This is a genomic window from Flavitalea sp. (genome assembly GCF_035489435.1).
Classification (GTDB): domain Bacteria; phylum Bacteroidota; class Bacteroidia; order Chitinophagales; family Chitinophagaceae; genus DATHKG01.
Genome location: NZ_DATHKG010000017.1, coordinates 68,956 through 94,577, shown reverse-complemented (window position 1 = coordinate 94,577; position 25,622 = coordinate 68,956). Strand labels below are relative to the sequence as shown.

Sequence of the window (25,622 nt, the reverse complement as noted above, 5' to 3'; positions counted from 1 at the left end):
AAATTTATGGAATTCGGACTCAGCACATTTGGAGAGGTACAACCCGAACAGGGAACAGGAAATGCAAAGAACGCATATCGCCGCACCCAGGAACTAATTCTTGAAGCCAGGCTGGCAGATCGCATTGGCCTGGATGTATTTGCACTTGGCGAACATCATCGGCCGGACTATTTGATTTCGGCACCCGAGGTTTTACTTGGAGCGATGGCTGCAGTAACTGACCGGATAAAACTGTCGAGCGCAGTGACAGTCCTAAGCTCCGCGGATCCTGTTCGTACTTACCAGAATTTTGCTACGCTGGACCTGGTTTCAGGTGGCCGGGCAGAGATTATGGCCGGAAGAGGGTCGTTTATCGAATCATTCCCCTTGTTTGGATATGACCTGGAAGACTATGACGACTTGTTTAGCGAGAAGCTGGACCTGTTACTCAATATCAACCAGCACCAAATCATAAACTGGAAAGGAAAATTCCGTTCTCCACTGAAACAGACCGGTATATTTCCCCGACCTTACCAACCCAAGCTGCCGGTTTGGATTGCAGTTGGGGGAACCCCGGCCTCTGTAATCCGGGCAGGTCAACTGAACCTTCCTTTAACTATAGCAATACTTGGCGGAGAACCTGCAAGTTTTGCACAGCTGACAAATCTTTATCGTCAATCGGCGGCGGAAGCCGGCCATGAATTGTCTAAACTGCAGGTTGCTATAAACGAACACATGTATATAGCCGATACTTCAGAACAAGCCGCGGATGAATTCTGGCCCATCTATGAAAAGATGATGAATCGTGTTGGCAGGGAAAGGGGCTGGTCTCCATTGACCCGACCGCAGTTTGAGCACCTGCGTTTACCCAAAGGTCCTCTTCTTGTTGGCAGCCCTGCAGATGTAATAGAAAAACTTGTTTATCAATATTCGATTTTCAAAAATACCCGTTTCCTTGCACAGATTATTTCAGGTGATATTGAACATAGTAAACTCCTGAGATCAATTGAATTATTTGGAACACAGGTAGCCCCTGAAGTAAAGAGACAAATCGTTTAAAAAATTCTCCTGAAAATACCTGCATTGATTCCGCCACTCATAAGATTCAAGTCGCCATGACCCACACCGCTCACGGGGATGTTGAAATATGGTTCTATTCGAACTGAAAAACTTTTTGGAAGTTTAAGTGAGTACCCACCCGTGATCCTTATTTCAGAAAACAGGTTCGTAGAAGAATTTTTATAGCTATAAGGATGAAGCGCCTTTGATCCGGAAGAGTTGTATAAGTATAATATATCATAATCTTCATTTTTCATGATATAGGATGATAGTCCGCCGGTTACAAAAAAGTTTGATTTGTAAGTATTGGTGATATCATATTTGAAGCTGACCGGTATTTCAAACATCCTGCAACTACCATCAACTGAAAGGACAGTAGCATTAGCCCGATATGGTAGTTTGCCTTTCTCAAAATGTTTAGCATCGCTGTAATAATATTTTTTGTCAACAAAAAATCCAAGCTCGACGCTCCATTTTTTTGCAAATGAGTAGCCAGCGAGGCCACCAAATTGACTACCAATTTTCGAAGTTTGCTGGAAACTGACAGTTGTCATATCGATGCCACCGACGAATCCAACATAAAAATTCTTGTTTTTGACAGGATGTTTTGACACAGGGCCGGGTGACAATTTTGTCATCTCCGGTACAGGAATTGTCGAAACTTCAGGAGTCATATCAAATAGTGCAAGTCCTGTTTTTGTATATGGATAAATTGCATAAAAATCAGGCGCAGGAGATTCATTCAACGATGAATTAATAGCTGCGCCCGTATTCGTAGTCCCGGGTAGAGCAGACGATTTAGGGTTTGAGGTTTTACGATTGATATCTGAAGTTTTGTTTTTTTGGCTGATTCCATTGCCTGAACTCCTGTATCGGGAATTTGAAAGCGTTGGTTGCCCGGTCGGAATTTTCCGCGCCTTTGACGATTGATCTCTTCCCTTATTTAAAGGTGCCGATAACTCAACGGGTGATCTCGAGGTCTCAGATGGTAGTGGTTTGCCTTCCACACCTACATTCGGATCTTGTCCGGCTTTACCGTTATTTTTCTCTGAACCTGGTTCTTTTTCATCTAAACGCAGTTCTTTATCATCTAATCCTGGCTCCTGCCCTTCTGAACCTGGTTCACGATCCTTTAAGTTTGGTTGATCCTTGCTCTTGTTTTTGTTCATCTCAACCTCATTACTATTGGTACCATTGGTACCATGGGTACTGTTGGTACTATTGGTACTATTGGTTATTTGTTTAAATAAACCGGGATCATAGATCCGGTTACATATGAATGCAAAAGGCAAAAGCAGCAATAACCAGGTATATTTTCTATAAGACCTTTTAACAGGAGGTTCAGGATTTTTCTCCTGCGAAAGACCCTCGGCGACTTTGTTCCAGTCAGGATTACCCGTATTCAGCGGATAATCATCCGCAGCTTTCCGGAACATCTCATCCATATCGTCGTTCAGATGTTGCATATCCTAACCTGGTCGTTTTTTTTAATAATATTTTGCAGGATTACCCTGGCTTTTGAAAGATTGGACTTTGATGTACCGATAGAGATACCCAGTTGTTCAGCGATTTCTTTATGGGTGAATCCATCCACCACATACATATTAAACACTGCCCTGTAACCAGGAGGGAGTTTTTTGATTTCTTTGATAAGCTCTTTATATAAAAGATGCTGATCCGAAGACTGGGATTTATCATGGCATTCCCATACATGTTCCGAGATCTCCCCTATCTCAGGCATGAAATTATTCTGGCGGAGATGGTCGATGGCAGTGTTGACCATGATCATACGCATCCATCCCATCAATAGCATCTGAACGTTTACGTCCTGTTTAAATTCAAATTTGTGCAGGTTGCGGAAAACTTTAATAAACCCATCGTTAACTATATCCACCGCTTTGTCGTAATGGTATATATAACGGAAAACAGTTTTAAGGCAATAGCCATAAAACTGCTCATAGAGAATCTTCTGATCTCTATGGTTGTTGTGAACGCAGTTTAAAATGATCTCCTTTAGATTTTCCAATTGGTAAACTCAGCTTGTAACAAAATACGATTTTATTCATAGATGGTTGCCTGGTGGTTTAAATAAAAAAATTTCCGGCTAGCAGTCAGAAAAAAACAGTAATCAGGTGTTTTATTGAGGCAACCCTTCCGGGATATAGCCGTTTTTAATACCAAATGAACAAGACAACCACAAAAAAATTTAGAAAGCATGTTTAGGAAATCCGTTTTTGCTTTTGCTGCCCTTTGCCTGGCCCTGGCAAGTTGCAGTTCTGATTCAGAAGATTTACTCACGAGTCCAACGCCTACCGTCTGTGACACAACAACAGTATCTTATTCAGCAACCATCACTCCCCTCATCACTAAATATGGCTGCCTGAGTTGTCATAGTGGAACAGCACCTGTTGGCGGCTTTGTACTTTCAAGCTACAATGCTGTAAAGGCAAAGGTAACTGACGGTCGCCTGCTTGGAGCCATTTCTCATGCAAACGGTTTCAGCCCTATGCCGCAGGGTGGAAACAAAATGAGTGAATGTGATATAAATCAGTTCAGAGCCTGGGTCAATCGTGGCGCTTTAAACAACTAAGATGAACCGGACGAAAAAAACCTCATTGATTGTAATCGTTTTCCTGCTGCTTGGGTTAGCGCTTACCGCTTACCTTATGTATACCCATGAAAATCCCGACCAGGTTTCAAAAACGCCGGACCATATCGTAACAGCAAATCAATTGCTTACTGAATTTGAAAAGGATGTTGCAACCGCTTCGGCCAGGTACATTGATAAAATAATTCAATTCTCAGGTTCATTAAAAAACATCGACACATCAGGATCAATCATAGTCGGTGCACCGGAAACTCAGGGAGAAATCATTGTGGCTATCGATCCGAGGTATAAAAAGTCATTGGCCGGTCGTACAAAAGATGAAATAGTTATTGTACAGGGAGTATGTGGCAGCTATATAAGGGATGAAGCATCGCCCGATGATTTGCTTGCGGGCCTGGGCGCCACGATCAGATTCAGGTCCGGAGGTATCAAAGACATACAAAAATAATCCACAATGAAACTAAAAACGCTGTTTTTTATTACAGGATGTATTCTCATCACTGGTGTTGGTTATGCGCAGGACAGGTATTTTACCAAAACAGGAACGATCCGGTTTTTCGCTAGTACGGATCTTGAAAATGTAGAGGCAACTAATCAAATAGTGACTGCAGTGCTTGATATCAAATCAGGAGCGATTCAATTTTCTGCGCCTATGAAAGCATTTGAATTTAAGAAAGGATTGATGCAGGAACATTTCAATGAAAACTATGTCGAAAGCGACAAGTACCCCAATTCGACCTTCAAAGGAAAAATCACAAACAATGCTGATATTAAGTATGGCACACCGGGCACCTATGATGCAAATGTTGAAGGTGATCTCACTATTCACGGGGTTACCAAACCCGTGTCTGCAAAAGCAAAATTAAATATATCAGCAAAAGATATTGAAGCCGGCACTTCATTTACTGTGTTGGTTGCTGATTATAACATATCTATTCCATCATTGGTTGCAGATAAGATTTCTAAATCCGTGCAAATAAATGTGACGACCAGGCTTGAGCCATTTACCCGTTGAACCAACTACCTGTTGAACCAATTACCATTATTAAAAATTCATGAATCGTGATGAAATCTATCTTGTATTTTTTGATTATCAGTTTAATTTCAATAAAAGGCCTTAGCCAGGATACCGATCTGCTGAAAGGCATCGCTGACACCACGAAGGCCCGTGAATATGTAACAGGTGCATATAAATCTACCAGGGTCATCATGTCTCAAAGTCTTGAGATGCTCAAACCTGGTGTGCTGGATTTTCGTATCCTGCACCGGTTTGGAAATATAAACCAGGGAATTTCCGAATTTTTCGGACTGGACGAAGCAACGATCAGGCTCGGTCTCGACTATGGTATTACGAAAAACCTCACAGTCGGTATAGGTCGTGCCAGTTTTCACAAGGAAGTAGATGGATTTTTAAAATATCGCGCAATTCAACAATCTGCTGGTTCAGGCAATGTTCCTGTATCGCTGTTGTTTGTGGGAGGAATGACGATGATTGGTGAATCCTGGAGCAACAAGGATCCGGAACCGGAATTCAAGCACCGGCTAGGATATTATTTTCAAGCCATCATCGGGCGGAAGTTCAATGAAATATTTACGCTCCAGTTAAATCCCACTTTCCTGCATCGGAACATGGTTCCAACCACCGGGGATCCGAATGACGTTTTCGCTACTGGTATCGGGGGCAGATTAAAATTATCAAAGCGTATATCATTAAATGTTGACTACTACTATGTGTTTGACCAGCCAGTCAGCTACGATTTTCATAATCCGCTTTCCATTGGGTTTGATATTGAAACAGGCGGGCACGTATTCCAGCTTCATTTTACAAATGCAGCGGGTATGAACGAAAAGGTATTTCTTACAGAAACCTTCAACGACTGGCTCAATGGGGACATCCAGTTTGGCTTCAACATTTCAAGATCATTCCAACTGGGGGGTAAAAAGAAAAAATAGCTGTTACTGTTCTTCATCAAATTGCGACTAATCTCAGTGGAGTGCTTCGGCACCCCATAAACAGTTTCCGTTAATTAATATTCGGACTATGAGATTTATAGCGATGTTTTTGCCGGCAATCCTTTTGCTAAGTTGCGCAAAGCCGGGCCAGGATGAAGTTATTACCGGCACGGCAATCACCGGTTGGGATGGAATAACAGTTATTAAGGCTTTCCAGGAAAGATATTCAAACCTGGTAGAAGTGCACATCATGATGCGGCCGGAAATGAAAAACAACATTTATGTATTGTGGCAAAGCATCGACACTAAACATAAAACCCGCCAATACAAATCTGTAATTCAGATAGGTAAACCGATGGGCGTTAATATTGAAGTAACACCTGGCTCACAAATCAGCGAAATTCACATTACAGGTTACGAGAAGGTTGCTGCGTGATAGCAGGACCTGGTCCGATATATGAATATAAAAGGCAAATGTTGTGAAACTGTTATTGCAAATAATCGAAAATTGCAAATAATCGAAAAAAATGAAGCCGGATCATTAGTTTGAAACGACCATCTTATATTTGGTCCATGAATAAAAGCCTGCTTTTTGTATTTTTTTTACTCTCAGCTTCAATACCAGTTACCGCACAGTTTCAGTCTGATTCAATCCTGGTTGAAGGTCGTTATCGTAGCTTTCATTTTATCAAACCAGCAAGCCTGGTACCTGGAGGCAACCTTCTTTTTCTGATGCATGGCTCCGGGGGCACCGGGTTGGGTATGGCAAAAACTACCACAAAACTTCAGGCTAAATCAGGCGGCGAAAACCTGTTGATTGTTTATCCGGATGGGTACCTGAATTTCTGGAACGAATGCCGCCGCTATTCCACCGCCATCGCGAACAAGGAGAATGTAAATGAAGAGGCGTTTTTCAAATCCATGATCAATTATTTTGACAGTTTATATAAGATCGATGTTAAAAAAGTGTTTGCAGCTGGAATGTCCGGTGGCGGACACATGGCATACAAACTTGGTTTAACGATGCCTGGTACTATCCACGCAATCGCAGCCATCATTGCAAATTTGCCGGACTCAGCTTCTATGGACTGCACCCCTTCTGGTAAACCATTACCTGTAATGATTGTGAATGGCACTCTCGATGAAACAAATCCTTATAACGGCGGAGAAATGTTTGTAAATAATTCAAGCTTTGGCGTGGTACGAAGTACAGAAAATAGTTTTGAATACTGGTCCCGCCTGGCTGGTTATAAAGGAAAACCTGTGAAAAGTTTGTTGCCCGATGTTGATCCGGCCGATAAAAAACTTATCGAATCTTATACTTATAAAAAAAGAAAAAAACCGGAAGTCACTTTGCTTAAAGTGATTGGCGGCCATCATGATTATCCGAATGACATTGATGTATTTCTTTATATCTGGGACTTTTTTAAGAGATCTTCTGTGAAGAACTAATAATTCCTTTTGATTCCTTATAAAATAAACATTTTCTTCCAGGCATCTCTTTTACCTTACCAGGACAACTGTACCCTTTTCAATTTTTTGAACGCCTGCAGCATCTTCATATTTGCACAACCAGATATAGACACCTGTGCTGGAAGATTTACTATTACTTGTCCCATTCCAGCCCAGGCTTTGCAAGGAAGAATTAAAGATCAGTGAGCCATAACGGTCATAGACTGAGAACTGGTAATTCTTTACAGTTCCTAAAATGACTGGTTTGAAAACATCATTCCTATTGTCATTGTTGGGAGAAAAAGCATTACCAATATAAAATCCTTTGGGAGGACAGTTTTTTGTAACGACAATAATGGAATCACGGTTGATGCAGTTGTTTTCATCCGTGCCCTGCAGCCAATAAAGCCCCGGATGATCAACAGTAATGCTTTCCGATGTTGAAAAATTATTCCATTCATAAGATTTAAATTCCTTCGCAGGCCGGATACTTATGTTATCATATGAACAGATGATGGTATCTGAAGGTAAAAATTTATTAACATGAGGATAGAATGAAACTGTAATCGTATCACTCATTATATTATTACATGCATCTGTTACCTGCAAATGATATCTTCCATCACGGTTCACAAGCAAAGCCGGTTGCGTTGAATTATCCTGCCACCTGTAAGACGAATAAGTAGATTGTGCCTGTAGCAGAACCTCTTTACCCCGGCAAATACTCAGATCATTTCCTAGCGCCGGAGGCAGCCTGTTGGTAACAGTCATCTCAATAATATTACTTGTGTCCGTACCTGGTAATGTACAGCCAAGATCAGATCCAAGTATACAGGTCACCTTATCACCATCTAGAATTGTTGTGCTTTTAAATGTTGGATCGGTATCACCAACCTTGCTGCCATTGATTAACCATTTAAATACCGGGTTAACAATCTGGTTTGTATTTGCAGCAGTAAATGTAACCAGGTCACCAGGACAAATATTGATAGCTGAAGCTGTAATGTTGGTTTCAGGATTTTGTGTGGCAATCACCTTGATGGAGGATGTAGTTGAAGGGCAACAGGCATAGTTTGCCGTTACCGTATAAGTACCTGGAACCATTGGAGTAATCCTGGTATCGATACTATTTGAAAATCGTTGAACGCGATGATTGGAATAGTCTGCTACATAGAGATAGTTATTGCCGACAATAAAAACACCAACCGGGTTATTTAACTGGTTAGCCGCATTTCCCTGGCCATTATTACCGGCGACTGTTGTACCAACTGAAGACCCGGGAGGATATTTCAGAACCTGGTGCGTCATATATTCGGCGACATATATATTGCCGCTACAATCAACAGCAACATCCAGGGGACGATAACCAAAACTTCCTGTAACCGTAGTTCCGGAGCTGGCTCCAGGTGCCCATTTCTGAAGCCGGTAATTATCGGTATCACAAATGTAAATATTACCTGCCTGGTCAACATAAATACCAGTTGGTGCATTTAGGCCAGAAGCGCCGGAATTGATACCATAATCACCGGCCACCACTATCCCAAAATTCGCGCCTGGTGAAAACCTGACTACGACATTTTCAAGTTGATCGGAAACATATAAAACTCCGTTTTTATCAACAAATAAATCAGTGGGATATGAAAGGACATTTAAAGAACCGCCGGCAACAGTTATGCCCGTTGCGGCACCAGGGACCCATTTCTGCACCCGGCCATTTCCCTGGTCAGCTATAAACACGTTTCCGGCATCATCAACAAATACACTGGAAGGCCGGTTAAGTTGATTTGGTGCAGCTCCTACTCCATTTCCACCGGCCACGGTCACCCCCGCGATTGCACCTGGCAGCCATTTTTGCACACGGTTATTAAACTGGTCTGCTACATAAATAATCCCCGTGGCATCAACGAAAATTCTGTCTGCATTTTGAAACTGGCCCGAGCCGGCACCTGTTCCGTTACCCCCGGCTACCGTAGTTGCGTTTACACTCAGTAAGACATTTTGGGTGGAAATAACTGTTCCATTTAATTGCCATTCTATGGATTCAGGCATCACATTAGTACTTAACCTTAATTCATTGGTAACACAGCCAGCTCCGGTAATAGAAGCCTGGGGAGTTAAAAGGCATTGGGAAATGACTTGTAAAGGATATGAAAGAGTTAGGTAAATAAAAAGCAGGTAAAATCTGGTTTGCATAAACAGGCTCGGAAGATTAGATCTGACATAAATATAGTGAACAACTGTCGTGAAACATAATACTGATGGCTGAGCCGGATGATGCACAATCCGACTGATAAATGTACCTGCTGATGTACGGTCTTGCTGATGCCTGATACCGGATCTCGGATCTCAACTGTTTACATTTAAGATGAGATAGATTTTAACTGCGGGTATTAAGATGAGATAGATTTTCACTGCGAATATTTAAGATGAAACAGATTTAGTAACTTGGTTGATATGAAATCTTCCAACCTTGCCATTTTTGCCCTTGGACTTGTTTTCAGCCTGCTGCAATTATCTCCTGCTTGTATAGCCCAGGACAACAAAGTGATACTTGCCATTTTTGCGCACCCTGATGATGAATCAACTGTTTCGCCTGTATTGGCTAAATATGCAGCAGAAGGGGCAGCTGTTTATATCGCTGTTGCCACAGATGGCAGGTATGGTTTCACTCCGCATTTTGGAATGAAAAATCCTGACAGTCTCGCAATAGTACGTGCTGCCGAAATGAATTGCCTGGCTTCAACGCTTGGCATCAATAAGCCGATCATCATGGGACTTCATGACCAGATGCGGATGAAAGAAGGTATGGATAGCCTGGGCAGCCAGCTTGGTAAAATGCGTAACAGGATCATCATGTTGTTTAACGAACTGAAACCCGATCTCGTTATCACCTGGGGTTCTTCAGGTTTAACCGGGCATCCCGATCATCGCAGCGTAAGCGACGTGGTAACAGAAGTGTTCGCAATGAAACGATGGGCGAAACCTGTAAACCTATATTATACAGAAGTGCCTTCGGGATCAATAACCGGGAACAATTTTTATTTGGCCACAGTTGACAGTTCCTATCTTAATGTTCGTGTAACAGTATCGCCGGCTGAACTTCAAAAGGCTCGTACCGCATGGGACTGTCATAAAAGTCAATACACCAAAGAGGGAATCGACGAATTGCAAAGGTTATTCTGGAACACCAAAAACGGTAACTTTTACTTTCGGTCTTATCGCGGGACTGAAATACGGAAGACCGGTTTATTTGATGAGATAAAATGATGCAATCAACAAATTTGCATGATTAACTCCTTGTCATTTGAGCTTAACGTTTATTGAAAAGTCTTTTGATCGGAAAGTTTATTGACAAGTATTGTGATTTGAAAGTTTATTGGAAAGTCTTTTGATCGGAAGTCTTTTGATAGGAAAGTCTATTGAGAGGCGCCGGCTTTTTCCAGGATCTCAACAATTGTATCATGGCCTTTCTTTTTTGACCAAGCCAACGGTGTGCTCCATGAACGTCCTCCTTTACCAGGATCTGCACCATGGTCAAGTAAATAATTAACCGCTTCTACCTGGCCCCATCGGGCAGCGAGACCCAGGGGTGTTGACTTATACTCTTCATCTATCGCTTCAATGTTTGCCCCGAATTGTAACAACAACTGCAATTTTGCTATATCACCTTTTTGTGCCATGTCATGTAAAATGGTAACATGATGGCAATTCATAACGTTGGGGCTCATCCCATTTTTTAGCATGTAAGCTGCGCCATCGTATTGTTCAAAATAATAGGCCTGTGTCCATTTCAGAATTGATGGAACTGTTGCTCCATAAGAAATAAGTAAATCGATCATTCCATACTGAGCCTCCTTTGCAGGCATCATCAATATACCTTCTCCCCAGAAATAAGTCTCGTCTTTTGCAAATTCAGGATGTTGTTTCAATATACTTTCGACGATGGCAAGATCATTTTGATCTACAGCATCTTCAAAATGCTGCCCGTCCTCTGACCGCGGAAAATGAATACGACCATAGTCACCCTCAAATTGCTGCCTCGAAGATTCTTTAGCATAGTCTGATAACTCCTCCGCTATCGGAACATAACCCGAGTCTTCCGCGATGACTTCCAGGCTATCCCGGAAACGATAATTACGGTAAGAAGGATCGTATGCACCGAGTGAAAGTAAATAACTTACCAGTTCCAGGTGACCCTCCCGCACTGCCAGGTGAATCGGGGGCATATAATTATATTGAGCATAGGCAAGATTCGGCTCTTCGGAAATAAAGTTCCGGACAACCTCAAGATTACCCTTATAGGTCGCCCATAACAATTCCCAGACCCTGGTTGCAGGTATCTTTTTGTTCCCCGGAATCTCAATGGGAAACCCTGATTTTAATTCATTAGGTTGTACCATCTGTTAATTAAATATAGAATAGTTTAGCTAATAATTTTGTTAACCAAATCAGATATACTTTGCATGATCCTTTTTGACGAAGTCAATACAGGATCATGGTGAATAAGCCTATAAATACATTAAGTTCGTTAATCAGTTATTTTTTGGGGATCTAATATGAATCAAATAAAAACCATACTGATAACAGGCAGCACTAGCGGAATAGGATTAGGTATTGCAAAAGTTTTTGCAGAAAAAGGACCCAATATAATTTTCAATGGCTTTGAAACAAATGAACCTGAAATGGAGCCAGGTCAGGATTATTACACGAACAAAACTATTACACGAAGATAAATCCGGCAATTTCAAAGAAGGAAATAGATCAGTAACTATTGAATTGCTGCTTATATTATCATGGTTTGCAGATCATAGTATTTATAAATATCGTAGTTATTAAAACCTATAGTTAAAATAAATTAATAGTTATTTATAGTTATAATAAATTATTAGCTACCACAAATTATTAGCTATCTCAAATTGATAGTTATAATAAATCAATAGAATCATAAATCTATAGCATCATAAATCTATAGTTATTTTAAAACTATAGTAATTATAAAACTCTATTAATCTTGAAGGCAATCGTTCAATCAAAATATGGAGGTACAGAAGTACTGCAACTCAAAGAGATCGAAAAACCATTTCCAAAAAACGATGAAGTATTGATAAAGGTTTGTGCTGTATCGATCAATGATTGGGATTGGGGGCTTATCCAGGGAGATTTTATCAACCGACTGCTATTTGGACTTTTCAAACCCAAAAAAATAATAGTCGGTTCTGATATTTCCGGTCGCATAGAATCTGTAGGCAAAAATGTAAAAAAGTTTAAGATAGGTGAAGCGGTATATGGCGATCTCAGCGGCACTTGGGGCGGTTTTGCTGAGTATGCCTGTGCCCCTGAAAACTCAGTTGCCTTAAAACCAGACAGTATGAGCTTTGAGCAGGCAGCAGCAATACCTCAGGCCGCTATGCTAGCCGTACAGGGACTAATCGATAAAGGCGAAATAGCCTCCCGGCAAATCACCACTGGTCAAAACACCTCCGGTCAAATCACCTCCAGCCAAATCTCCCCTGGCCAGATGGCCAACGGCCAAATCTCCAGCCGGCAAAAGTTATTGATTAACGGAGCTGGTGGCGGCGTTGGAACCTTCGCGTTGCAAATTGCAAAATTGTATGGACTCGAAATCACTGGTGTCGATAGCCCTGCAAAACTCGACATGTTGCGCTCCATCGGTTTTGATCATGTCATTGATTACACAAAAGAAGATTTCACAAAAAACGGCCAATGTTATGACCTTATCCTGGATGTCAAAACCAATCGTTCCCTATTCGATTATACACGTTGCCTGAATCCAAATGGTATATATGTTACAGTTGGGGGTTCGATAAGCCGGCTTTTACAAGCAGCTATTCTCGCACCAATGATCTCCCGGCTAACCAAAAAACAAATATGTATTGTTGCCTTAAAACCCAACAAAGACCTCGCCTACATAAATGAATTATTCGAAGCCGGAAAACTCAAACCAGTAATAGATGGAACCTTCACACTACCTGAAGTACCTGAAGCATTCAGGATTTTCAGCAAAGGAGAACAAAAAGGAAAGCTGGTTATCTCGGTCGTTACTTAACAAGTTACTAGTGATGAGTTATGAGTGAGTGATGACTGAGTTAAGAGTTGAGTTATAAGTTACGATTTACGGCTCTAGGTTTCATAATTCATAACTCATAACTCATAATTCTCTTACAGGCTGTCTGACCAAACCGACAGCCTGATATATAACAACCACCGCTACCCAGAATCTAATATACTTTCCAGAGCATTTGCAACTTCACCCCGGTTTACAATATGTATCGAGTATTGGTGGAAATGGTGCTTAAAGAATTGCCATATCTAATCCAACAGAAAGGCAATTCCGACATTAAAAACGACTTGCTTAAGACTACTGACTCCCAGCGCATCCATTTTATTAGTGGAATAATTATAACCAACACTTGCAATACCCGCAATTTTCTCATTGATCCTGGCAAGGGTTCCAATCTCAGGTCTCGCAACAAAACCCCAGTCATCATTTTCAATGACATAAATATTATAATACACATCCTGCGATGAGTATTGCGCGCCGAGGCCAATGCCGATATAAGGTTTGAATATATGACTTGGTAATTGCGGATAATAGTGCGCAGTCGCCATCATCGGAAGATTAAATGCCTGACGGATCATATCAGTAGTTACGGCAACACTGCCATCCGTTTTTTCATATGTTTTAGTGGGGAAATATTGTTCAACAGTGTTCCATCCAATAGCAATTCCTGCAGAAAACTGGTCACTGAAAAATTTGCGGTATTCAAATTTAAAGCCCGACAAACTTGTTTTCGAAATATAATTATTGCCTGCTGGTACATTGATCTCCCAGTTCAGTCCTATCAATTGGTCAATTTCAAACGATGATTTTGATTCCTTCTGTGCAAAACCACTGCTCCCGGCAAATACCAAAGTAATGAAGGTGATTAAATATTTTGCTTTCATCTCTAACGTTTTATTAATTTAATAATGTAATTATTTGGATTGGATATACTTGGACTGAACAAAGGCCTGGTCAATCGCATCGATTGCCATGTCGATATTTACTGTTGTAGAAGTTGCAAGGCCACCACCTATGAAAGCGTTCCAGATAACCACAAGTTTTTGCTTTGGAACGGCGCTTTTGAGATCAACAATATCAACAATTACATTACCACTGGTAATAACATAAGTTATACTGTATGGATAGTAAGGGTAGTACCCGCCCCAATAACCGCCACCCCACCAACCAGGATAGCCATACCACCAACCGGGATAAATCACACCAACATCTGTATCCTTTAAGGCTCCAAGGCTGACACCAAGATCAGGTTTGGCAGCTTTTGGTACAAACGTGTAGCCCCTTGTTGACATGTTTGCCTTGACAGCATCTACCAGTTTTTTCGCTTCCGCAGCCGGAAGCATTGAATCTTTGGAGGTTCCTGAATGGTAGGGAACCGTGTCGGAGATAAAGTAGGTTTTGTAAGTTCCAAAATCTACTTCAAGGTCGCGGTTTGTGGTAACCGTAAAGTTGTCTGACAGTTCTTCATAGGCCGGCTCCTTATAACAGCCCGCAAGCATGACCACCAGAAATAACGAAAGTGCAATCTTAATTCTCATAAAAATCATCATTTAGTATAGTGAATATTAGTGTGTGAGTTTATATGACATGCTTGTGCCATTCCTGGAAAATTATCCCATAACAATCCGCAGCAAAACCCATAAAATTCCTGGCCATATCGTCTTTGGTTTCAAAAAAATCGCTCGAAGTAATATTCTTTTCGAAAGATTTACATAATAATACTTCCCCTGTATCTGTAACCAGCAGATTGATCAAAACGCGGATTCTTTGGCCGATATAGGTCAGGCTACCGGTTATTATATAGTCAGCTCCGGCCAACTTACCAGCCTCGAGTATATTCTCCTTAATCTTTGCTTTCATTTCCAGCGAATAATATCCGATGACAGAGATGTCATGGAAACTTAAAAGCTCCTCGCTCATTTGTTCTTTCAGCACCAGTATGAATTCATTGATACCTTCTCTTTGTGAGGCTACCCTGAATGGAAAAATCGCTACCAGGGGTTTATTGACTTGTTCTATCAACAAAGGCAATACGTCGTTCGTTGATTTTGCTGTTCCACTTTCGGCAAATTCCGGAACATAACCACCTTTTGGAATCTGGATAATGATCGGATCATAAATTCCCTGGGTGAGATAATAATCATTTAATGCCCTTCTTAACCTGCCCGCATGGATCCGCACAATAGAATCACCATTTGGATTGAAATCCCGCGAACGATGAAGCACATTGATCGCAATGGAATACTCCTTTATCTGTACTTCCTTTTTTTGAATTGTCTCATGAATGATAAACTCAAGAAATCTGCTTAGAACAGGTGAGCTTCGGAATAGGGAAAAACCAAGGATCCGCTTTGTTTGCTGGTTGATGGCTTCAGCTGAGAACATAGTCTTGACTTCCATGTTAGATAGTTAAGGTTAATAGCAGTGCTTTATCCTATAGTGCATATTTCTTATCACAAATCAGGCTTCTTTTGTTGTCATTAACACCTGGAGCTCAATACAGCCAATCGTTCCCTTATTTTGTCCGCCCCGGATTTGCATATTGCTATTACGTGCCTGGAAATAAAATCCTCTGCTCTGCAGTATTTTTTTTTAGTTTTTTGTTTCGGATTGGTACCAGGCTTTATTAAATTCTGCAAAACCAGTGGGACAGCTATGGGTTTTAACGTAAAAGGACAGCCGAAAATCAAATGGGCATAAAATTTTCACTCAATGTCACTATGCAGGAACTAGATAGTTTCATCACATAAAAGATTAAACGTTTAATCAGTTAACAATCATGTAATATCGCATCAGAGGGTTTTTTCGGCAGGTTCATAATAATGCGCTAATTTCACTCCGATAATTAACTGTTTAGTTTTGTTGAACTCACTCCACGAGGAAAAAGACATTTTGTTAGACTTGCTTAACGGCAATGAAAATGCTTTTGAAAAAATTTATCAGTTATATAGCCCCCGCTTATTCGGCAAATTGCTTAAATTAGTCAAGTCAGAATCCCACGCCAAAGAAATCCTGCAGGATGTGTTTTTGAAATTATGGGAACACCGGAAGTCGATAGATCCTGAAAAATCATTTCGTTCATACCTCTTTAAGATTGCAGAAAATAAGGTTTATGATTTCTTCCGGAAAGCGGCAAGAGAAAAAATCATGGCTTCTCAGCTAATAGCTTTATCTACTGCTAATTACAATGTTATTGACGAATTTATTTCGGGAGATGAGAACCTGGCCATGCTTCAACGGGCCATTGATTTACTTCCCCCGCAAAGACAACAGATAATAAGACTTTGTAAACTGGAGGGTAAAAGTTATAAGGAGGTTAGCGAAATGCTTGGGATCAGTGTTTCAACTATCAGCGATCATATAGTGAAAGGTACCAAGGCAATCCGCGAGTATTTTGACAAAAATCATAAAACATTGGTTACCATCGTGGTGCTTTTCCTGGCGCTGCGCTAAAACCGAAATAAATTAAAATACTAAAAACATAAAAAAAAGCGGCAATTGAGCAGAGGATTTCTTAAAGGCAGTCGTAATAGCTATGGACCGTTCTGATAGTATGCAAGAGTTATTTAGAAAATACCTTAATAATCAATGTTCACCTGAAGAGGTGAAGGAATTTCTGGCCTATTTCAATAACCCCGAAAATGAGTCTCAACTCAGGGAACTGATTAGTGAAACGCTGGAAAATATTGATGTTGACGATGATGGGAGCCGATGGAGCCCAGCTACGGATGAATCCCTGGCTGTACTAAAAATGGAACTGTCTGCCGAAAAAAGCAATGTGGTACCAATTTACAGGAAGACCTGGGTAAAGATAGCTGTAGCAGCGATATTATTAGTGGGTGCATTTTCAATTTACAACCTGATAAATAACTCTAATCAAAAAAAAGGGTTAGTCATTACCAATAATACCCTGCAGAACCCTGGAAGCAACAAGGCTACTCTTACCCTTGCCGATGGATCTTCTGTTATCCTGGCAAATGTTCCGGAGGGCATAGTTACTGAACAGGGACAATCCCAGATTCTAAAAACCGTTGAGGGCGAGTTGGCCTATAAAAAATTAATTGAAAAACCAACCGAAGTTCTTTTAAATACACTTGCCACTCCAAGAGGCGGTAAATACCAGCTGATACTTGCAGATGGTTCGAAAGTCTGGCTAAATGCCGCAACATCTTTGCGTTTTCCTGCGGCTTTTGTTGGAACTGAAAGAAAAGTAGAGTTGAATGGAGAAGCATATTTCGAAGTAGCAAAGAATGCATCGATGCCTTTCAAAGTGGCAATAGCCGGCAAAGGTGAAGTGGAAGTACTGGGAACACATTTCAATGTTAATGCTTACATTGACGAGACTACATTGAAAACAACCTTATTAGAAGGGAGTGTAAAAGTAACGGGTATGGACAATGAAGATTCCCAAATCCTTAATCCCGGCGAGCAGGCGCAGGTAAGTCGAGACCACCGGATTACGATAAACAAAAATGCCGATATAGATTTGGCTATAGCCTGGAAAAACGGCGCTTTCAATTTTAGCAACGCGGATGTAACGATGGTAATGCGACAACTTTCCCGCTGGTATGATGTAGATATTGTTTTTGAAGGTTCAATTCCGCAAAGGAGGTTTAACGGCGAGATTCAGCGCGATCTGAAACTTTCGCAGGTATTGAAATTGTTAGAAAAAAACAATATTTACTGTAGGCTTAACGGTAAGACTCTGATAGTACAAAAACCTTAGTCCCACCCCTTTTAGGTTAACATCCAATGGCGACACCCTGATGGTGAAAAGTCGTCATTATATTAGTCCCCCGAAATACAAACATCTTAAGGTAAGACTCTGCTAGTGCACAACTAATCGTTTTTTAGGAGTAGATCCAAAAAAAACCAGAAATGCTGTTACATTTCTGGCCAATAATTTGGGTCAACTTTAAATAAATAAAACGCTTGAAGAGTCATTCATTCGAGGACCCAAACATTGCAAAGCTATGCAATTGATTAACTTGATTAATCTTTTTTTTAGCAAGTCAAGCCAGGCAAGCGATGAAATGGATGGGTTCAATTTTGATGACTGTTTTGTTACAGGTGTCTCTTGCAGGGGAGGCCCAAACCGTTAGCATCAGCGGCAAAGAACTTCCCCTAAAGGAGATTTTCTCCATTGTCAAAAATCAGACAGGTCTTCTGTTCTTTTATGATGCAACTATATTGCTGGACGCGAAACCAGTTACTATTAAATTAAAAAATGCGAGTCTGGAGATGGCTTTAAACGAAGTTTTTAAAGATCAACCCCTGACCTGGGTACTTGAAGATAAAACGGTTACCATTATCCGAAAACCATTGAAGTTTACCGCCCTATCCACAACACCTCCTTCCCAATCACCCTTATCAATTTCCATAAAGGGAGTTATAACAGATTTGAACGGAAATCCAATCAGCGATGTAAGCGTTCTGATTAAAGGCACAAAACGGGGAACAGTTTCCGACAAGACAGGAGGATTTTCAATCGAAGCGAAACCCAAAAATATCCTAATCCTTTCGTCTGTCAATTATAGCAGCAAAGAAGTAAAGGTGGAGAAAGGAAAAATGAATATCAAACTGGAACTGGACGTCAAACCAATGGAATCGTTTTTGGTTGGTGGTAACTTCAGTGCCATGAAAAGAAAAACGGATGCGACAACCGTAACCGTAATTGACTCTAAAAAACTGGAGCGAATACCAAACAACACGCTTGACCAGATTTTCAGGGGCTGGGCCCCTGGCACAAACAGCTTTGATGTTGGAGATGAAACCGAAAGCTTCCCCACTTTAAGTATCAGGGGTGCTGCGAGTTCGACTTCCCTGTCAACCATTGCCGTCTATATCGATGGTATCGAGTATGCGGGGGGCTCAGGCTATTTATCGCAGTTGGATAAAAACAATATTGACCGCGTTGAAATTGTGAAAGGGCCGGGTGCAGCCACCATGTATGGTACCGGCAGTAACGCAGGGATTGTACAAATATTTACCAAGAAGGGGCCAGCTAATCAAAATAGTGTAAACCTGACCAGCAGCGCAGGTTATTATAAAAGCAAATGGGTTGAATCAAATCCTTTTCAACAAATGCATAACCTGGAAACAATAACCAGCTTTAAAAATGTGACACTGAGACTGGGAGGATCATTTAGATCCGTGGATGCTTACCTGCCGGATGGAGGTGAAAAAAATAAGGGATTTTATGCAAGTGCAAGATTCAATAAGGACAAATGGGAATTGAATGTTTCCTCCCGTTATAATGACAGGAATTATAGTTTATCCAGGAGACCATACTATGATACCGCGGTTAACCCAAGGCAGGACATTTTGTTAGAGCCAGTACCCGGCCTTATTATCCCGGCTTATATTTGGATGAACGTAATGCCCAGCTCTTCGAGATATAAAAACGGTATCACCCAGACCTATGTTAATGGCCTAAATCTGTCTCATAAAACTAAGAATAATTGGACAAATCATTTTGACGCGGGATTTACCGTAAATGACAGTAGAGAGGTTCCCGCGCCCGTAGCAGGAGCCCCACTTCAAAGGCAATATTTCACTGTAAAAAATAACATAACAACCATCCGGTATTCAAATGTACTCAACCTGGATAACAGCAATGGCTTAGAGACAATAATTTCCAGCGGAGTTGAATATAAAAAATACTCCGCTTCAACAACCATAACACGTGCAACAGCAGCTGCCACTTTATTTATCAAAGACCCTGATAATGAAAACTATGGTGCGTTTGTGCAATTGAATCCATCCTATAAGAACATCTTTTTGACGATGGGATTGCGATATGAAAAAAACAACCTGTTCAAAGCGGCGTGGAACCACAGAGTCGGTCTGACCACAAATTTTAAAACAGGTTTGCTGACGATAAAGCCAAGAATTTCCTGGGGTAAGGGAATCACTTCTCCCCAATATGAGCAAAGATTTGGGACCCCGGCAAATATCAGTACTATAGTTTACGCTAACCCTGATATCAAACCACAAAGCCAACAAGGCTTTGATTATGGAGTCGAGCTCTATGACAGGAAAGGAAAATTTAAACTGGAAGTGGTGTACTACGATAACATTTTGAAAGATATGATTGCTCAGGAAGAGCTTGGAGCTTATCCAAAAGATACCACCGTGGTAGCTTTTATATATAGGAATGTGGGTAAGGTAGCAAACAAAGGATGGGAATTTTCGGGTGAATACAAGGTGGGACGTTTCAGCCTGGGTGCAAATTTTTCAATCATGAGTTCTACAATTAAGGACACGACTGGTGCTTTCCGCATTTATCAATTCAAAAATAAAGCGCCCGGTACAGAAATGATGAATCTGCCCAGGCATACCGCAGGCCTGGAGCTGCAATATTCCTTTTATAAATTATTCGGCAAATCAGACAAAGGCGTCATCTCACTGAGTGTAACGGAGGTGGACGGCATCAAAACAACCGACTATCGTTCTTACGCCATAGATGTGGCATATGGTCGTACTCCTTATGACCCTGGTGGTTTAAGTTACCCGGTCATAACCGCACCTGTTTTCAGGGTAGGTCTTTATGCCGACTATTGCTTGCTGCCTAACCTGCGTCTTTTTACACAAGGGTATAATATTCTGAACGATTATGATTACGAATATTCAAGTGATTATCCAACTCATGGTGCGACCTGGTTATTTGGATTAAAATATAGTTTTTCTAAAGCGAATAATTAAGCAGTATAAATTTTCTCATATACAGTTAGTTTTGGTAAAGGGGGTGTTTCTACACCCCCTTTCATTTTCAGTAACACCAGGTACAGGAAGTTTTGCAACTACATTAAAGATTTTTTTTGAGAAATGCCATTTAACTGTGAATTACTGCTGTTATTTGGATAACACCTGTAAAAGATATTAATTTTGTCTTTTAATATAATTGCCTTCCATAACTATGTTACAAACCATAGTTACATAACATAGTTCCCTATCATAATAGTCTTACGATTTTTGAAGATCAGCCTTCCAAATCACAAGAATATTATTTCGTTTTTATAAATTGGTAAACACAGGAAATATTTTTATCTACAATATGCGATTAGAAAAAAAGTATAGATAAATCCCGGTAAAAAAAAATCGCCGCGCTTAGTTCAGATACTTAAGACAGTTTTCTCATATAGCAGTTAGTTTTGGTTAAAGGGGATGTTTCTACATTCCCTTTTTTGTTTTAAAATACTTACCGGGTAAAGCTTTCAACTGCTTTATACTTTCATAATGATTAAATGAATTTAAATAAGTTAAACGTCCTGTTTAACAGTGAATTACTCCTATTATTTGGCTACAGTATACAAATGATACTACTATTGTCTTTTATAATTTATGGCAGTCAATACTCATACAAATGATTCCAAAAGCTTTGAATACTTCTCAGTTTGCTGAATACATCGAGACCATCAAGATGCTGTATAAAGTTGATGACGACTTCAAAACACTTTGCGACGATTATCTGACAAGTAAAACAAGTCTTGAAAAATTCAAGGAAAAGTCAGTAGAAGACAAGCAAAGGGAATTGGAATATAAACGCCTTTCCCTGGATCTCGAAAAAGAAATCCTTGAATATGTAATTAAACGGAGTTGAACCTCGTCCGGGACACCGCTTAGCCTAAACATCAAACCAGCCCAGAAGAACATTTGACAATAACGATAACAACCATTTGAAAAAATAATACCCAGGAGATTTTCACATCAAATTCTTAAACAATGATTAAAATGAAACATTTATTCCGATTGAAAACAATGGCTTTGGTTGTAACAATTGCTTTGTCGGTTGTGACCAATACCCTGCAGGCCCAGGAAGAAGAAAAAAAAGCGATGGATATTTATGGCTTTATCATGATGGATGCCGGTTATAATTTTAACCAGATCCATCCTGATTGGTTTGATGTTATCCGCACTACCAAATTACCTTCCTTCAAAAATCAATATGGAACAGATGGAAATTTCTATGCCTCTGTTCGCCAGACAAGGTTAGGATTCAAAAATTATTTTCAAACCGGATTGGGTGAGTTGAAAACTCATTTTGAATTTGAAATGTTTGGGACGGGAGTTGATGCCGGGCAAACCACCATGCGTTTGCGTCATGCTTATGCTGAACTCGGAAAGTTTGGAGCAGGTCAGACCTGGAGCCCCTTCATGGACATTGATGTGTTCCCTAATACAGCTGAATACTGGGGGCCTCCGGGAATGGTATTCTTCCGTAACATTCAGTTTCGTTTTATGCCAATCCAGGGAGATAGCAAGCTCACCATTGCATTGGAAAGACCAGGTGCGAGTGCTGACCAGGGAGTATACTCAGACCGTGTTGAACTTGATGGCGTGGTTCCAAGATTTCAATATCCTGATCTTTCTGCAGAATACAGGCATGGCGGAAAATGGGGTTATGTTGAACTGGCTGGTATACTGAGAAGAATGGAGTGGGTTGATCAGAACAATGATCCACTGGAATTATCAGGTGAGGCCACTGGTTGGGGACTTAATCTTAGTACCAACCTTAACATCGGAAAAAAGGATGTGTTCAGGGGCCAGGTAGTTTACGGTGAGGGAATACAAAACTATATGAACGATGCACCGGTTGACGTTGGTATCAAAAACAATTTCTCCAATCCCACAACCCCGGTTAAAGGTGTTGCACTGCCGGTTCTTGGTGTTGTAGCGTTTCTTGATCATACCTGGAATGAAAAGTTCAGTTCTGCAATCGGTTATTCTATGATTGATATCGACAATTCGGATGGCCAGACTGCGGACGCCTTCAAAAAGGGTCAGTATATAGTTGGTAACCTGATGTACTATCCTGTTAAAAATGCGATGGTAGGTGTCGAGTTTCAATGGGGCGACCGCGAAAACAACAGCGACGGATGGAGCACTTCTATTTCCAAGGTCCAGTTTTCTTTTAAATATAATTTCTCACAAACTTTTTATAGAAAGCCATAAGACTGTGATTGCAGGATAATCCACTATTAGGTGGATTCCTTCTTCGCGAAGCATTAATCAAGAATCGTAAAAAATAAAATAACGTAAAATGAAAAAGATAATCAAACTGGCCGGAGCGTTTATGCTTGTAGTCAGTATTTCTATGCCTTCAGCAACAGTCATAGCACAAGCCACAAGCACCAAAGCTTCGGCCAAAACAACCGCCAATAAAGCAACGGCTCAACCTGCACTTGATTACAAGGGAGCTATCGACCGTGCCTTTGCGAAGTTTAAGGATCTAAAGGAAGGCAAAAACGCAGATTACATAAAAGAGCTGGCAAATGTTGATCCAAACATCTTTGGTATATCGATCGTAACTGCCGATGGCCAGGTATTCTCAGCCGGGGACCTTGACTCAAGGGTTTCAATTCAATCCATCTCAAAAGTTTTTACACTTGCACGTGTTATTGAAGAACAGGGAGCAAAAGCTGTAATGGATAAGATAGGTGTTGATGCTACCGGCCTTCGATTCAATTCTATTGTTGCAATAGAATTGCAGAAAGGCAAAGAAATCAATCCGCTTGTTAATCCGGGAGCAATTGCAGCCGTGAGTATGATCAATGGCACAGACTCCGCGGCCAAATGGAAAAGTATATTGAAAACACACAGCGATTTTGCAGGGGAATCTTTGCAGTTGAACATGCCCGTGTATATCAGTGAGGCTGGCGATAACCTGAGAAACCAGGCTATTGCACATTTGCTATTGGCTTATGGCCGTATGTATTTCGACCCTGTTCAATCAACTGATGTTTACACTAAGGCTTGTGCTATCAATGTTAATGCAAAGGACCTTGGAATAATGGCTGCAACCCTTGCAAATGGTGGAACTAACCCAATTACAAAAGTGAAAGTTGTATCTCCTGAAACCTGTGCCTTCACGATGTCTGTCATGGCTTCAGCTGGTTTATATGATGATTCAGGCCAGTGGCTCTATGCCGTAGGATTACCTGCCAAGAGCGGAGTTGGTGGTGGAATTATCGCCGTATGCCCTGGCAAGTTTGGGATTGCGGTTATCTCTCCCCCATTGAATGTAGTTGGTAACAGTGTAAAAGCCCAGAAAGTTATTTATGAAATAGTAAAGGAGCTTAAAGTGAATCCTTATATGGTTGAGGTAAAACAATAATGGATCATACCATTCAGATAATCTAAAATCTTTTATATTGAAAACAATTGTTTATATCACGTGCCTGCTTTGTTTGTCCGTGATTTTGGCACATGCACAAAATTCGGCACCTGATACAACCAAGCCTCCCGATGGAAAATTGATGAGCTATCCAAACGAAATTGCTGCCGGTGAATTTACTCCCGGAAGTGGCTTTCAGATAGTGAAGTCTAAATATGCCAGCCTGAACATAAGTTTGTATGGGATGGCCCGCTACGTAAATCAATTGCCTGGAACCGAAACCTGGAGTGACCATCGTGATAGTGTAAGGGTTTTTGATGGCCGCAATGATATTCACTGGCATCGCAACATGATTTGGTTCTCGGGCTTTTTAGGTACTCCAAAACTTACTTACACGCTCACAGTCTGGACGGTCATGACCACTCAGCAGACGTTGCTTTATGGTAATATCCAGTATCGCTTCAATAAACATTTCCGGGCTGGAATTGGTGTGATACCCAATACGAGCGTAAGGACAATGCAAGGGCCATTTCCATTTTTTAGTTCTACGGACCGAACCATGGGTGAAGAAGCACTACGTGGAGGATTTACCAATGGCGTTTTTCTGAGCGGTGAAATCGTACCACGTCTGTACTACACAACAATGTTAGGAAACAACCTGAGCACACTTGGTGTTCAGTCAGCAAAATTAACCAGGAATCTATCTCACGGCCTTATGCTTATGTGGATGCCAACAACAGGCGAATTCGGTCCTCGCGGTGGCAATGGCGACTTCGAACATCATGAAAAACTGGCCACTCGTTTTGGCGGGAACTACAGTCATAGCCGTGAAAATCGCTTCAACAACACGGGTACACCAAGCCCTGATAATACACAGGTCCGTTTGTCTGATGGTGTTTTGTTTTTTGAAACTGGGGCGCTGGCTTCCAAAACCACTGTTAATGAAGCCGATTACAATTTGTTCACTGTTGACCTTGGGTTCAAGTACAAAGGATTTGCACTGCATACCGAATTCTACAATCGCACCCTTTCTGATTTTGATGCGGATGGTCCTGTTCCGATCAATAGAATTGAGGATAGAGGTTATAGCATACAGGCACTTTATATGGCGGTACCGAAAATCCTATGTGTGTATGGAGTTTATTCGGGATTGGTTGATGAATTCAAACGTAATCCCTGGGAAATCGGTGGCGGCGTAAACATCTACCCGCTTAAATCCAGGAGCTGGAGACTGAATGCACAGGCTATGTTTATTCAAAAAAGTGCTGGCGGAGGAACTTTTGGGCTCTATAATTCCGGACAATCCGGAACGACGCTGACCATTGGAACAGATATTCTTTTATAGTCAGATTCAGATTTCACGGTTGGCGAAT

General features: G+C 41.0%; 24 protein-coding genes. 17 read left to right on the top strand and 7 right to left on the bottom strand.

The features are described from left to right. Positions 1-6: 6 nt before the first annotated feature. Positions 7-1,038, top strand: a complete 1,032-nt coding sequence (locus tag VK664_RS02260) for an LLM class flavin-dependent oxidoreductase (RefSeq protein WP_461396972.1) — start codon at positions 7-9, stop codon at positions 1,036-1,038. Here the strand turns inward: VK664_RS02260 and VK664_RS02255 are convergent. Together VK664_RS02255 and VK664_RS02250 are read right to left on the bottom strand one after the other, a co-directional pair. Next, the gene (locus tag VK664_RS02255) at positions 1,035-2,504 is read right to left on the bottom strand and encodes a hypothetical protein (protein WP_461396971.1); all 1,470 of its coding nucleotides are present in this window, start codon (positions 2,502-2,504) and stop codon (positions 1,035-1,037) included. The genes VK664_RS02260 and VK664_RS02255 overlap by 4 nt on opposite strands. Next, positions 2,492-3,064 carry an RNA polymerase sigma factor gene (locus VK664_RS02250; RefSeq protein ID WP_461396970.1) on the bottom strand — a complete coding sequence of 191 codons (573 nt, stop codon included), beginning with the start codon at positions 3,062-3,064 and terminating at the stop codon, positions 2,492-2,494. The genes VK664_RS02255 and VK664_RS02250 overlap by 13 nt, the downstream gene beginning before the upstream one ends. A gap of 189 nt (positions 3,065-3,253) precedes the next feature. Here VK664_RS02250 and VK664_RS02245 point away from each other — a divergent pair, with 189 nt between their 5' ends. The 6 genes from VK664_RS02245 (at position 3,254) to VK664_RS02220 (ending at position 7,051) form a co-directional block, all read left to right on the top strand. Continuing rightward, complete coding sequence (locus VK664_RS02245) at positions 3,254-3,628, top strand: hypothetical protein (RefSeq protein WP_461396969.1); 375 nt, start codon at positions 3,254-3,256, stop codon at positions 3,626-3,628. A gap of 1 nt (position 3,629) precedes the next feature. Beyond that, positions 3,630-4,094 carry an OB-fold protein gene (locus VK664_RS02240; RefSeq protein ID WP_461396968.1) on the top strand — a complete coding sequence of 155 codons (465 nt, stop codon included), beginning with the start codon at positions 3,630-3,632 and terminating at the stop codon, positions 4,092-4,094. A 6-nt stretch (positions 4,095-4,100) separates the two neighbouring features. Beyond that, positions 4,101-4,661 (top strand): YceI family protein, encoded by a 561-nt coding sequence (locus VK664_RS02235; RefSeq protein ID WP_461396967.1) that lies wholly within the window; start codon positions 4,101-4,103, stop codon positions 4,659-4,661. A 50-nt stretch (positions 4,662-4,711) separates the two neighbouring features. Beyond that, entirely contained in the window at positions 4,712-5,599 is an 888-nt protein-coding gene (locus VK664_RS02230; RefSeq protein WP_461396992.1) for a DUF5777 family beta-barrel protein, read from the top strand. Positions 5,600-5,687: 88 nt separating this feature from the next. Beyond that, positions 5,688-6,035 carry a hypothetical protein gene (locus tag VK664_RS02225; protein ID WP_461396966.1) on the top strand — a complete coding sequence of 116 codons (348 nt, stop codon included), beginning with the start codon at positions 5,688-5,690 and terminating at the stop codon, positions 6,033-6,035. A 137-nt stretch (positions 6,036-6,172) separates the two neighbouring features. Beyond that, positions 6,173-7,051, top strand: a complete 879-nt coding sequence (locus VK664_RS02220) for a CE1 family esterase (RefSeq protein ID WP_461396965.1) — start codon at positions 6,173-6,175, stop codon at positions 7,049-7,051. Between the two features lie 51 nt (positions 7,052-7,102). Here VK664_RS02220 and VK664_RS02215 read toward each other — a convergent pair whose 3' ends face one another. Further along, positions 7,103-9,244 (bottom strand): T9SS type B sorting domain-containing protein, encoded by a 2,142-nt coding sequence (locus VK664_RS02215; RefSeq protein ID WP_461396964.1) that lies wholly within the window; start codon positions 9,242-9,244, stop codon positions 7,103-7,105. Between the two features lie 261 nt (positions 9,245-9,505). Between VK664_RS02215 and VK664_RS02210 the strand changes: the two genes are divergently transcribed. Further along, positions 9,506-10,318, top strand: coding sequence for a PIG-L deacetylase family protein (locus tag VK664_RS02210; RefSeq protein ID WP_461396963.1), 813 nt, complete (start codon positions 9,506-9,508; stop codon positions 10,316-10,318). 149 nt (positions 10,319-10,467) lie between these two features. Here VK664_RS02210 and VK664_RS02205 read toward each other — a convergent pair whose 3' ends face one another. Continuing rightward, positions 10,468-11,451: an ankyrin repeat domain-containing protein gene (locus VK664_RS02205; protein WP_461396962.1), complete on the bottom strand. Its 984-nt coding sequence runs from the start codon at positions 11,449-11,451 to the stop codon at positions 10,468-10,470. A gap of 256 nt (positions 11,452-11,707) precedes the next feature. Between VK664_RS02205 and VK664_RS02200 the strand changes: the two genes are divergently transcribed. After that, a complete protein-coding gene (locus VK664_RS02200) occupies positions 11,708-11,887 on the top strand; it encodes a hypothetical protein (protein WP_461396961.1) in 180 nt (59 codons plus the stop codon). A gap of 175 nt (positions 11,888-12,062) precedes the next feature. Beyond that, complete coding sequence (locus VK664_RS02195) at positions 12,063-13,118, top strand: NAD(P)-dependent alcohol dehydrogenase (protein WP_461396960.1); 1,056 nt, start codon at positions 12,063-12,065, stop codon at positions 13,116-13,118. A gap of 263 nt (positions 13,119-13,381) precedes the next feature. Here VK664_RS02195 and VK664_RS02190 read toward each other — a convergent pair whose 3' ends face one another. From VK664_RS02190 to VK664_RS02180, 3 genes are read right to left on the bottom strand one after another with little or no spacing between them, the layout of a single operon-like run. Further along, a complete protein-coding gene (locus VK664_RS02190) occupies positions 13,382-14,017 on the bottom strand; it encodes an outer membrane beta-barrel protein (RefSeq protein WP_461396959.1) in 636 nt (211 codons plus the stop codon). 30 nt (positions 14,018-14,047) lie between these two features. Continuing rightward, a complete protein-coding gene (locus VK664_RS02185) occupies positions 14,048-14,671 on the bottom strand; it encodes a DUF4136 domain-containing protein (protein ID WP_461396958.1) in 624 nt (207 codons plus the stop codon). A gap of 40 nt (positions 14,672-14,711) precedes the next feature. Next, complete coding sequence (locus tag VK664_RS02180) at positions 14,712-15,533, bottom strand: hypothetical protein (protein ID WP_461396957.1); 822 nt, start codon at positions 15,531-15,533, stop codon at positions 14,712-14,714. Between the two features lie 459 nt (positions 15,534-15,992). Here VK664_RS02180 and VK664_RS02175 point away from each other — a divergent pair, with 459 nt between their 5' ends. The 7 genes from VK664_RS02175 (at position 15,993) to VK664_RS02145 (ending at position 25,594) form a co-directional block, all read left to right on the top strand. Then, positions 15,993-16,586 (top strand): RNA polymerase sigma factor, encoded by a 594-nt coding sequence (locus VK664_RS02175; RefSeq protein WP_461396956.1) that lies wholly within the window; start codon positions 15,993-15,995, stop codon positions 16,584-16,586. Between the two features lie 100 nt (positions 16,587-16,686). Beyond that, on the top strand, positions 16,687-17,859 hold the full coding sequence (locus VK664_RS02170) for a FecR family protein (protein WP_461396955.1): 1,173 nt from the start codon (positions 16,687-16,689) through the stop codon (positions 17,857-17,859). 311 nt (positions 17,860-18,170) lie between these two features. Further along, positions 18,171-20,837 carry a TonB-dependent receptor domain-containing protein gene (locus tag VK664_RS02165; protein WP_461396954.1) on the top strand — a complete coding sequence of 889 codons (2,667 nt, stop codon included), beginning with the start codon at positions 18,171-18,173 and terminating at the stop codon, positions 20,835-20,837. A gap of 661 nt (positions 20,838-21,498) precedes the next feature. Next, entirely contained in the window at positions 21,499-21,735 is a 237-nt protein-coding gene (locus tag VK664_RS02160) for a hypothetical protein (protein ID WP_461396953.1), read from the top strand. A gap of 131 nt (positions 21,736-21,866) precedes the next feature. After that, positions 21,867-23,087 carry a DcaP family trimeric outer membrane transporter gene (locus VK664_RS02155; protein WP_461396952.1) on the top strand — a complete coding sequence of 407 codons (1,221 nt, stop codon included), beginning with the start codon at positions 21,867-21,869 and terminating at the stop codon, positions 23,085-23,087. Between the two features lie 88 nt (positions 23,088-23,175). Continuing rightward, complete coding sequence (gene glsA, locus VK664_RS02150; protein ID WP_461396951.1) at positions 23,176-24,249, top strand: glutaminase A; 1,074 nt, start codon at positions 23,176-23,178, stop codon at positions 24,247-24,249. Between the two features lie 37 nt (positions 24,250-24,286). After that, positions 24,287-25,594, top strand: a complete 1,308-nt coding sequence (locus VK664_RS02145; protein WP_461396950.1) for a hypothetical protein — start codon at positions 24,287-24,289, stop codon at positions 25,592-25,594. The last annotated feature ends 28 nt before the right edge of the window (positions 25,595-25,622 follow it).

What these genes read in the sequence shown, in the direction of transcription:
- VK664_RS02235 (WP_461396967.1), top strand. Translation starts at nt 4,101, where the DNA reads ATGAAACTAAAAACGCTGTTTTTTATTACAGGATGTATTCTCATCACT.
- VK664_RS02260 (WP_461396972.1), top strand. Translation starts at nt 7, where the DNA reads ATGGAATTCGGACTCAGCACATTTGGAGAGGTACAACCCGAACAGGGA.
- VK664_RS02205 (WP_461396962.1), bottom strand. Translation starts at nt 11,451, where the DNA reads ATGGTACAACCTAATGAATTAAAATCAGGGTTTCCCATTGAGATTCCG.
- VK664_RS02245 (WP_461396969.1), top strand. Translation starts at nt 3,254, where the DNA reads ATGTTTAGGAAATCCGTTTTTGCTTTTGCTGCCCTTTGCCTGGCCCTG.
- VK664_RS02155 (WP_461396952.1), top strand. Translation starts at nt 21,867, where the DNA reads ATGAAACATTTATTCCGATTGAAAACAATGGCTTTGGTTGTAACAATT.
- VK664_RS02190 (WP_461396959.1), bottom strand. Translation starts at nt 14,017, where the DNA reads ATGAAAGCAAAATATTTAATCACCTTCATTACTTTGGTATTTGCCGGG.
- VK664_RS02200 (WP_461396961.1), top strand. Translation starts at nt 11,708, where the DNA reads ATGGCTTTGAAACAAATGAACCTGAAATGGAGCCAGGTCAGGATTATT.
- VK664_RS02215 (WP_461396964.1), bottom strand. Translation starts at nt 9,244, where the DNA reads ATGCAAACCAGATTTTACCTGCTTTTTATTTACCTAACTCTTTCATAT.
- VK664_RS02225 (WP_461396966.1), top strand. Translation starts at nt 5,688, where the DNA reads ATGAGATTTATAGCGATGTTTTTGCCGGCAATCCTTTTGCTAAGTTGC.
- VK664_RS02230 (WP_461396992.1), top strand. Translation starts at nt 4,712, where the DNA reads ATGAAATCTATCTTGTATTTTTTGATTATCAGTTTAATTTCAATAAAA.
- VK664_RS02165 (WP_461396954.1), top strand. Translation starts at nt 18,171, where the DNA reads ATGGGTTCAATTTTGATGACTGTTTTGTTACAGGTGTCTCTTGCAGGG.
- VK664_RS02255 (WP_461396971.1), bottom strand. Translation starts at nt 2,504, where the DNA reads ATGCAACATCTGAACGACGATATGGATGAGATGTTCCGGAAAGCTGCG.
- VK664_RS02240 (WP_461396968.1), top strand. Translation starts at nt 3,630, where the DNA reads ATGAACCGGACGAAAAAAACCTCATTGATTGTAATCGTTTTCCTGCTG.
- VK664_RS02160 (WP_461396953.1), top strand. Translation starts at nt 21,499, where the DNA reads ATGATTCCAAAAGCTTTGAATACTTCTCAGTTTGCTGAATACATCGAG.
- glsA (WP_461396951.1), top strand. Translation starts at nt 23,176, where the DNA reads ATGAAAAAGATAATCAAACTGGCCGGAGCGTTTATGCTTGTAGTCAGT.
- VK664_RS02185 (WP_461396958.1), bottom strand. Translation starts at nt 14,671, where the DNA reads ATGAGAATTAAGATTGCACTTTCGTTATTTCTGGTGGTCATGCTTGCG.
- VK664_RS02180 (WP_461396957.1), bottom strand. Translation starts at nt 15,533, where the DNA reads ATGGAAGTCAAGACTATGTTCTCAGCTGAAGCCATCAACCAGCAAACA.
- VK664_RS02210 (WP_461396963.1), top strand. Translation starts at nt 9,506, where the DNA reads ATGAAATCTTCCAACCTTGCCATTTTTGCCCTTGGACTTGTTTTCAGC.
- VK664_RS02170 (WP_461396955.1), top strand. Translation starts at nt 16,687, where the DNA reads ATGCAAGAGTTATTTAGAAAATACCTTAATAATCAATGTTCACCTGAA.
- VK664_RS02220 (WP_461396965.1), top strand. Translation starts at nt 6,173, where the DNA reads ATGAATAAAAGCCTGCTTTTTGTATTTTTTTTACTCTCAGCTTCAATA.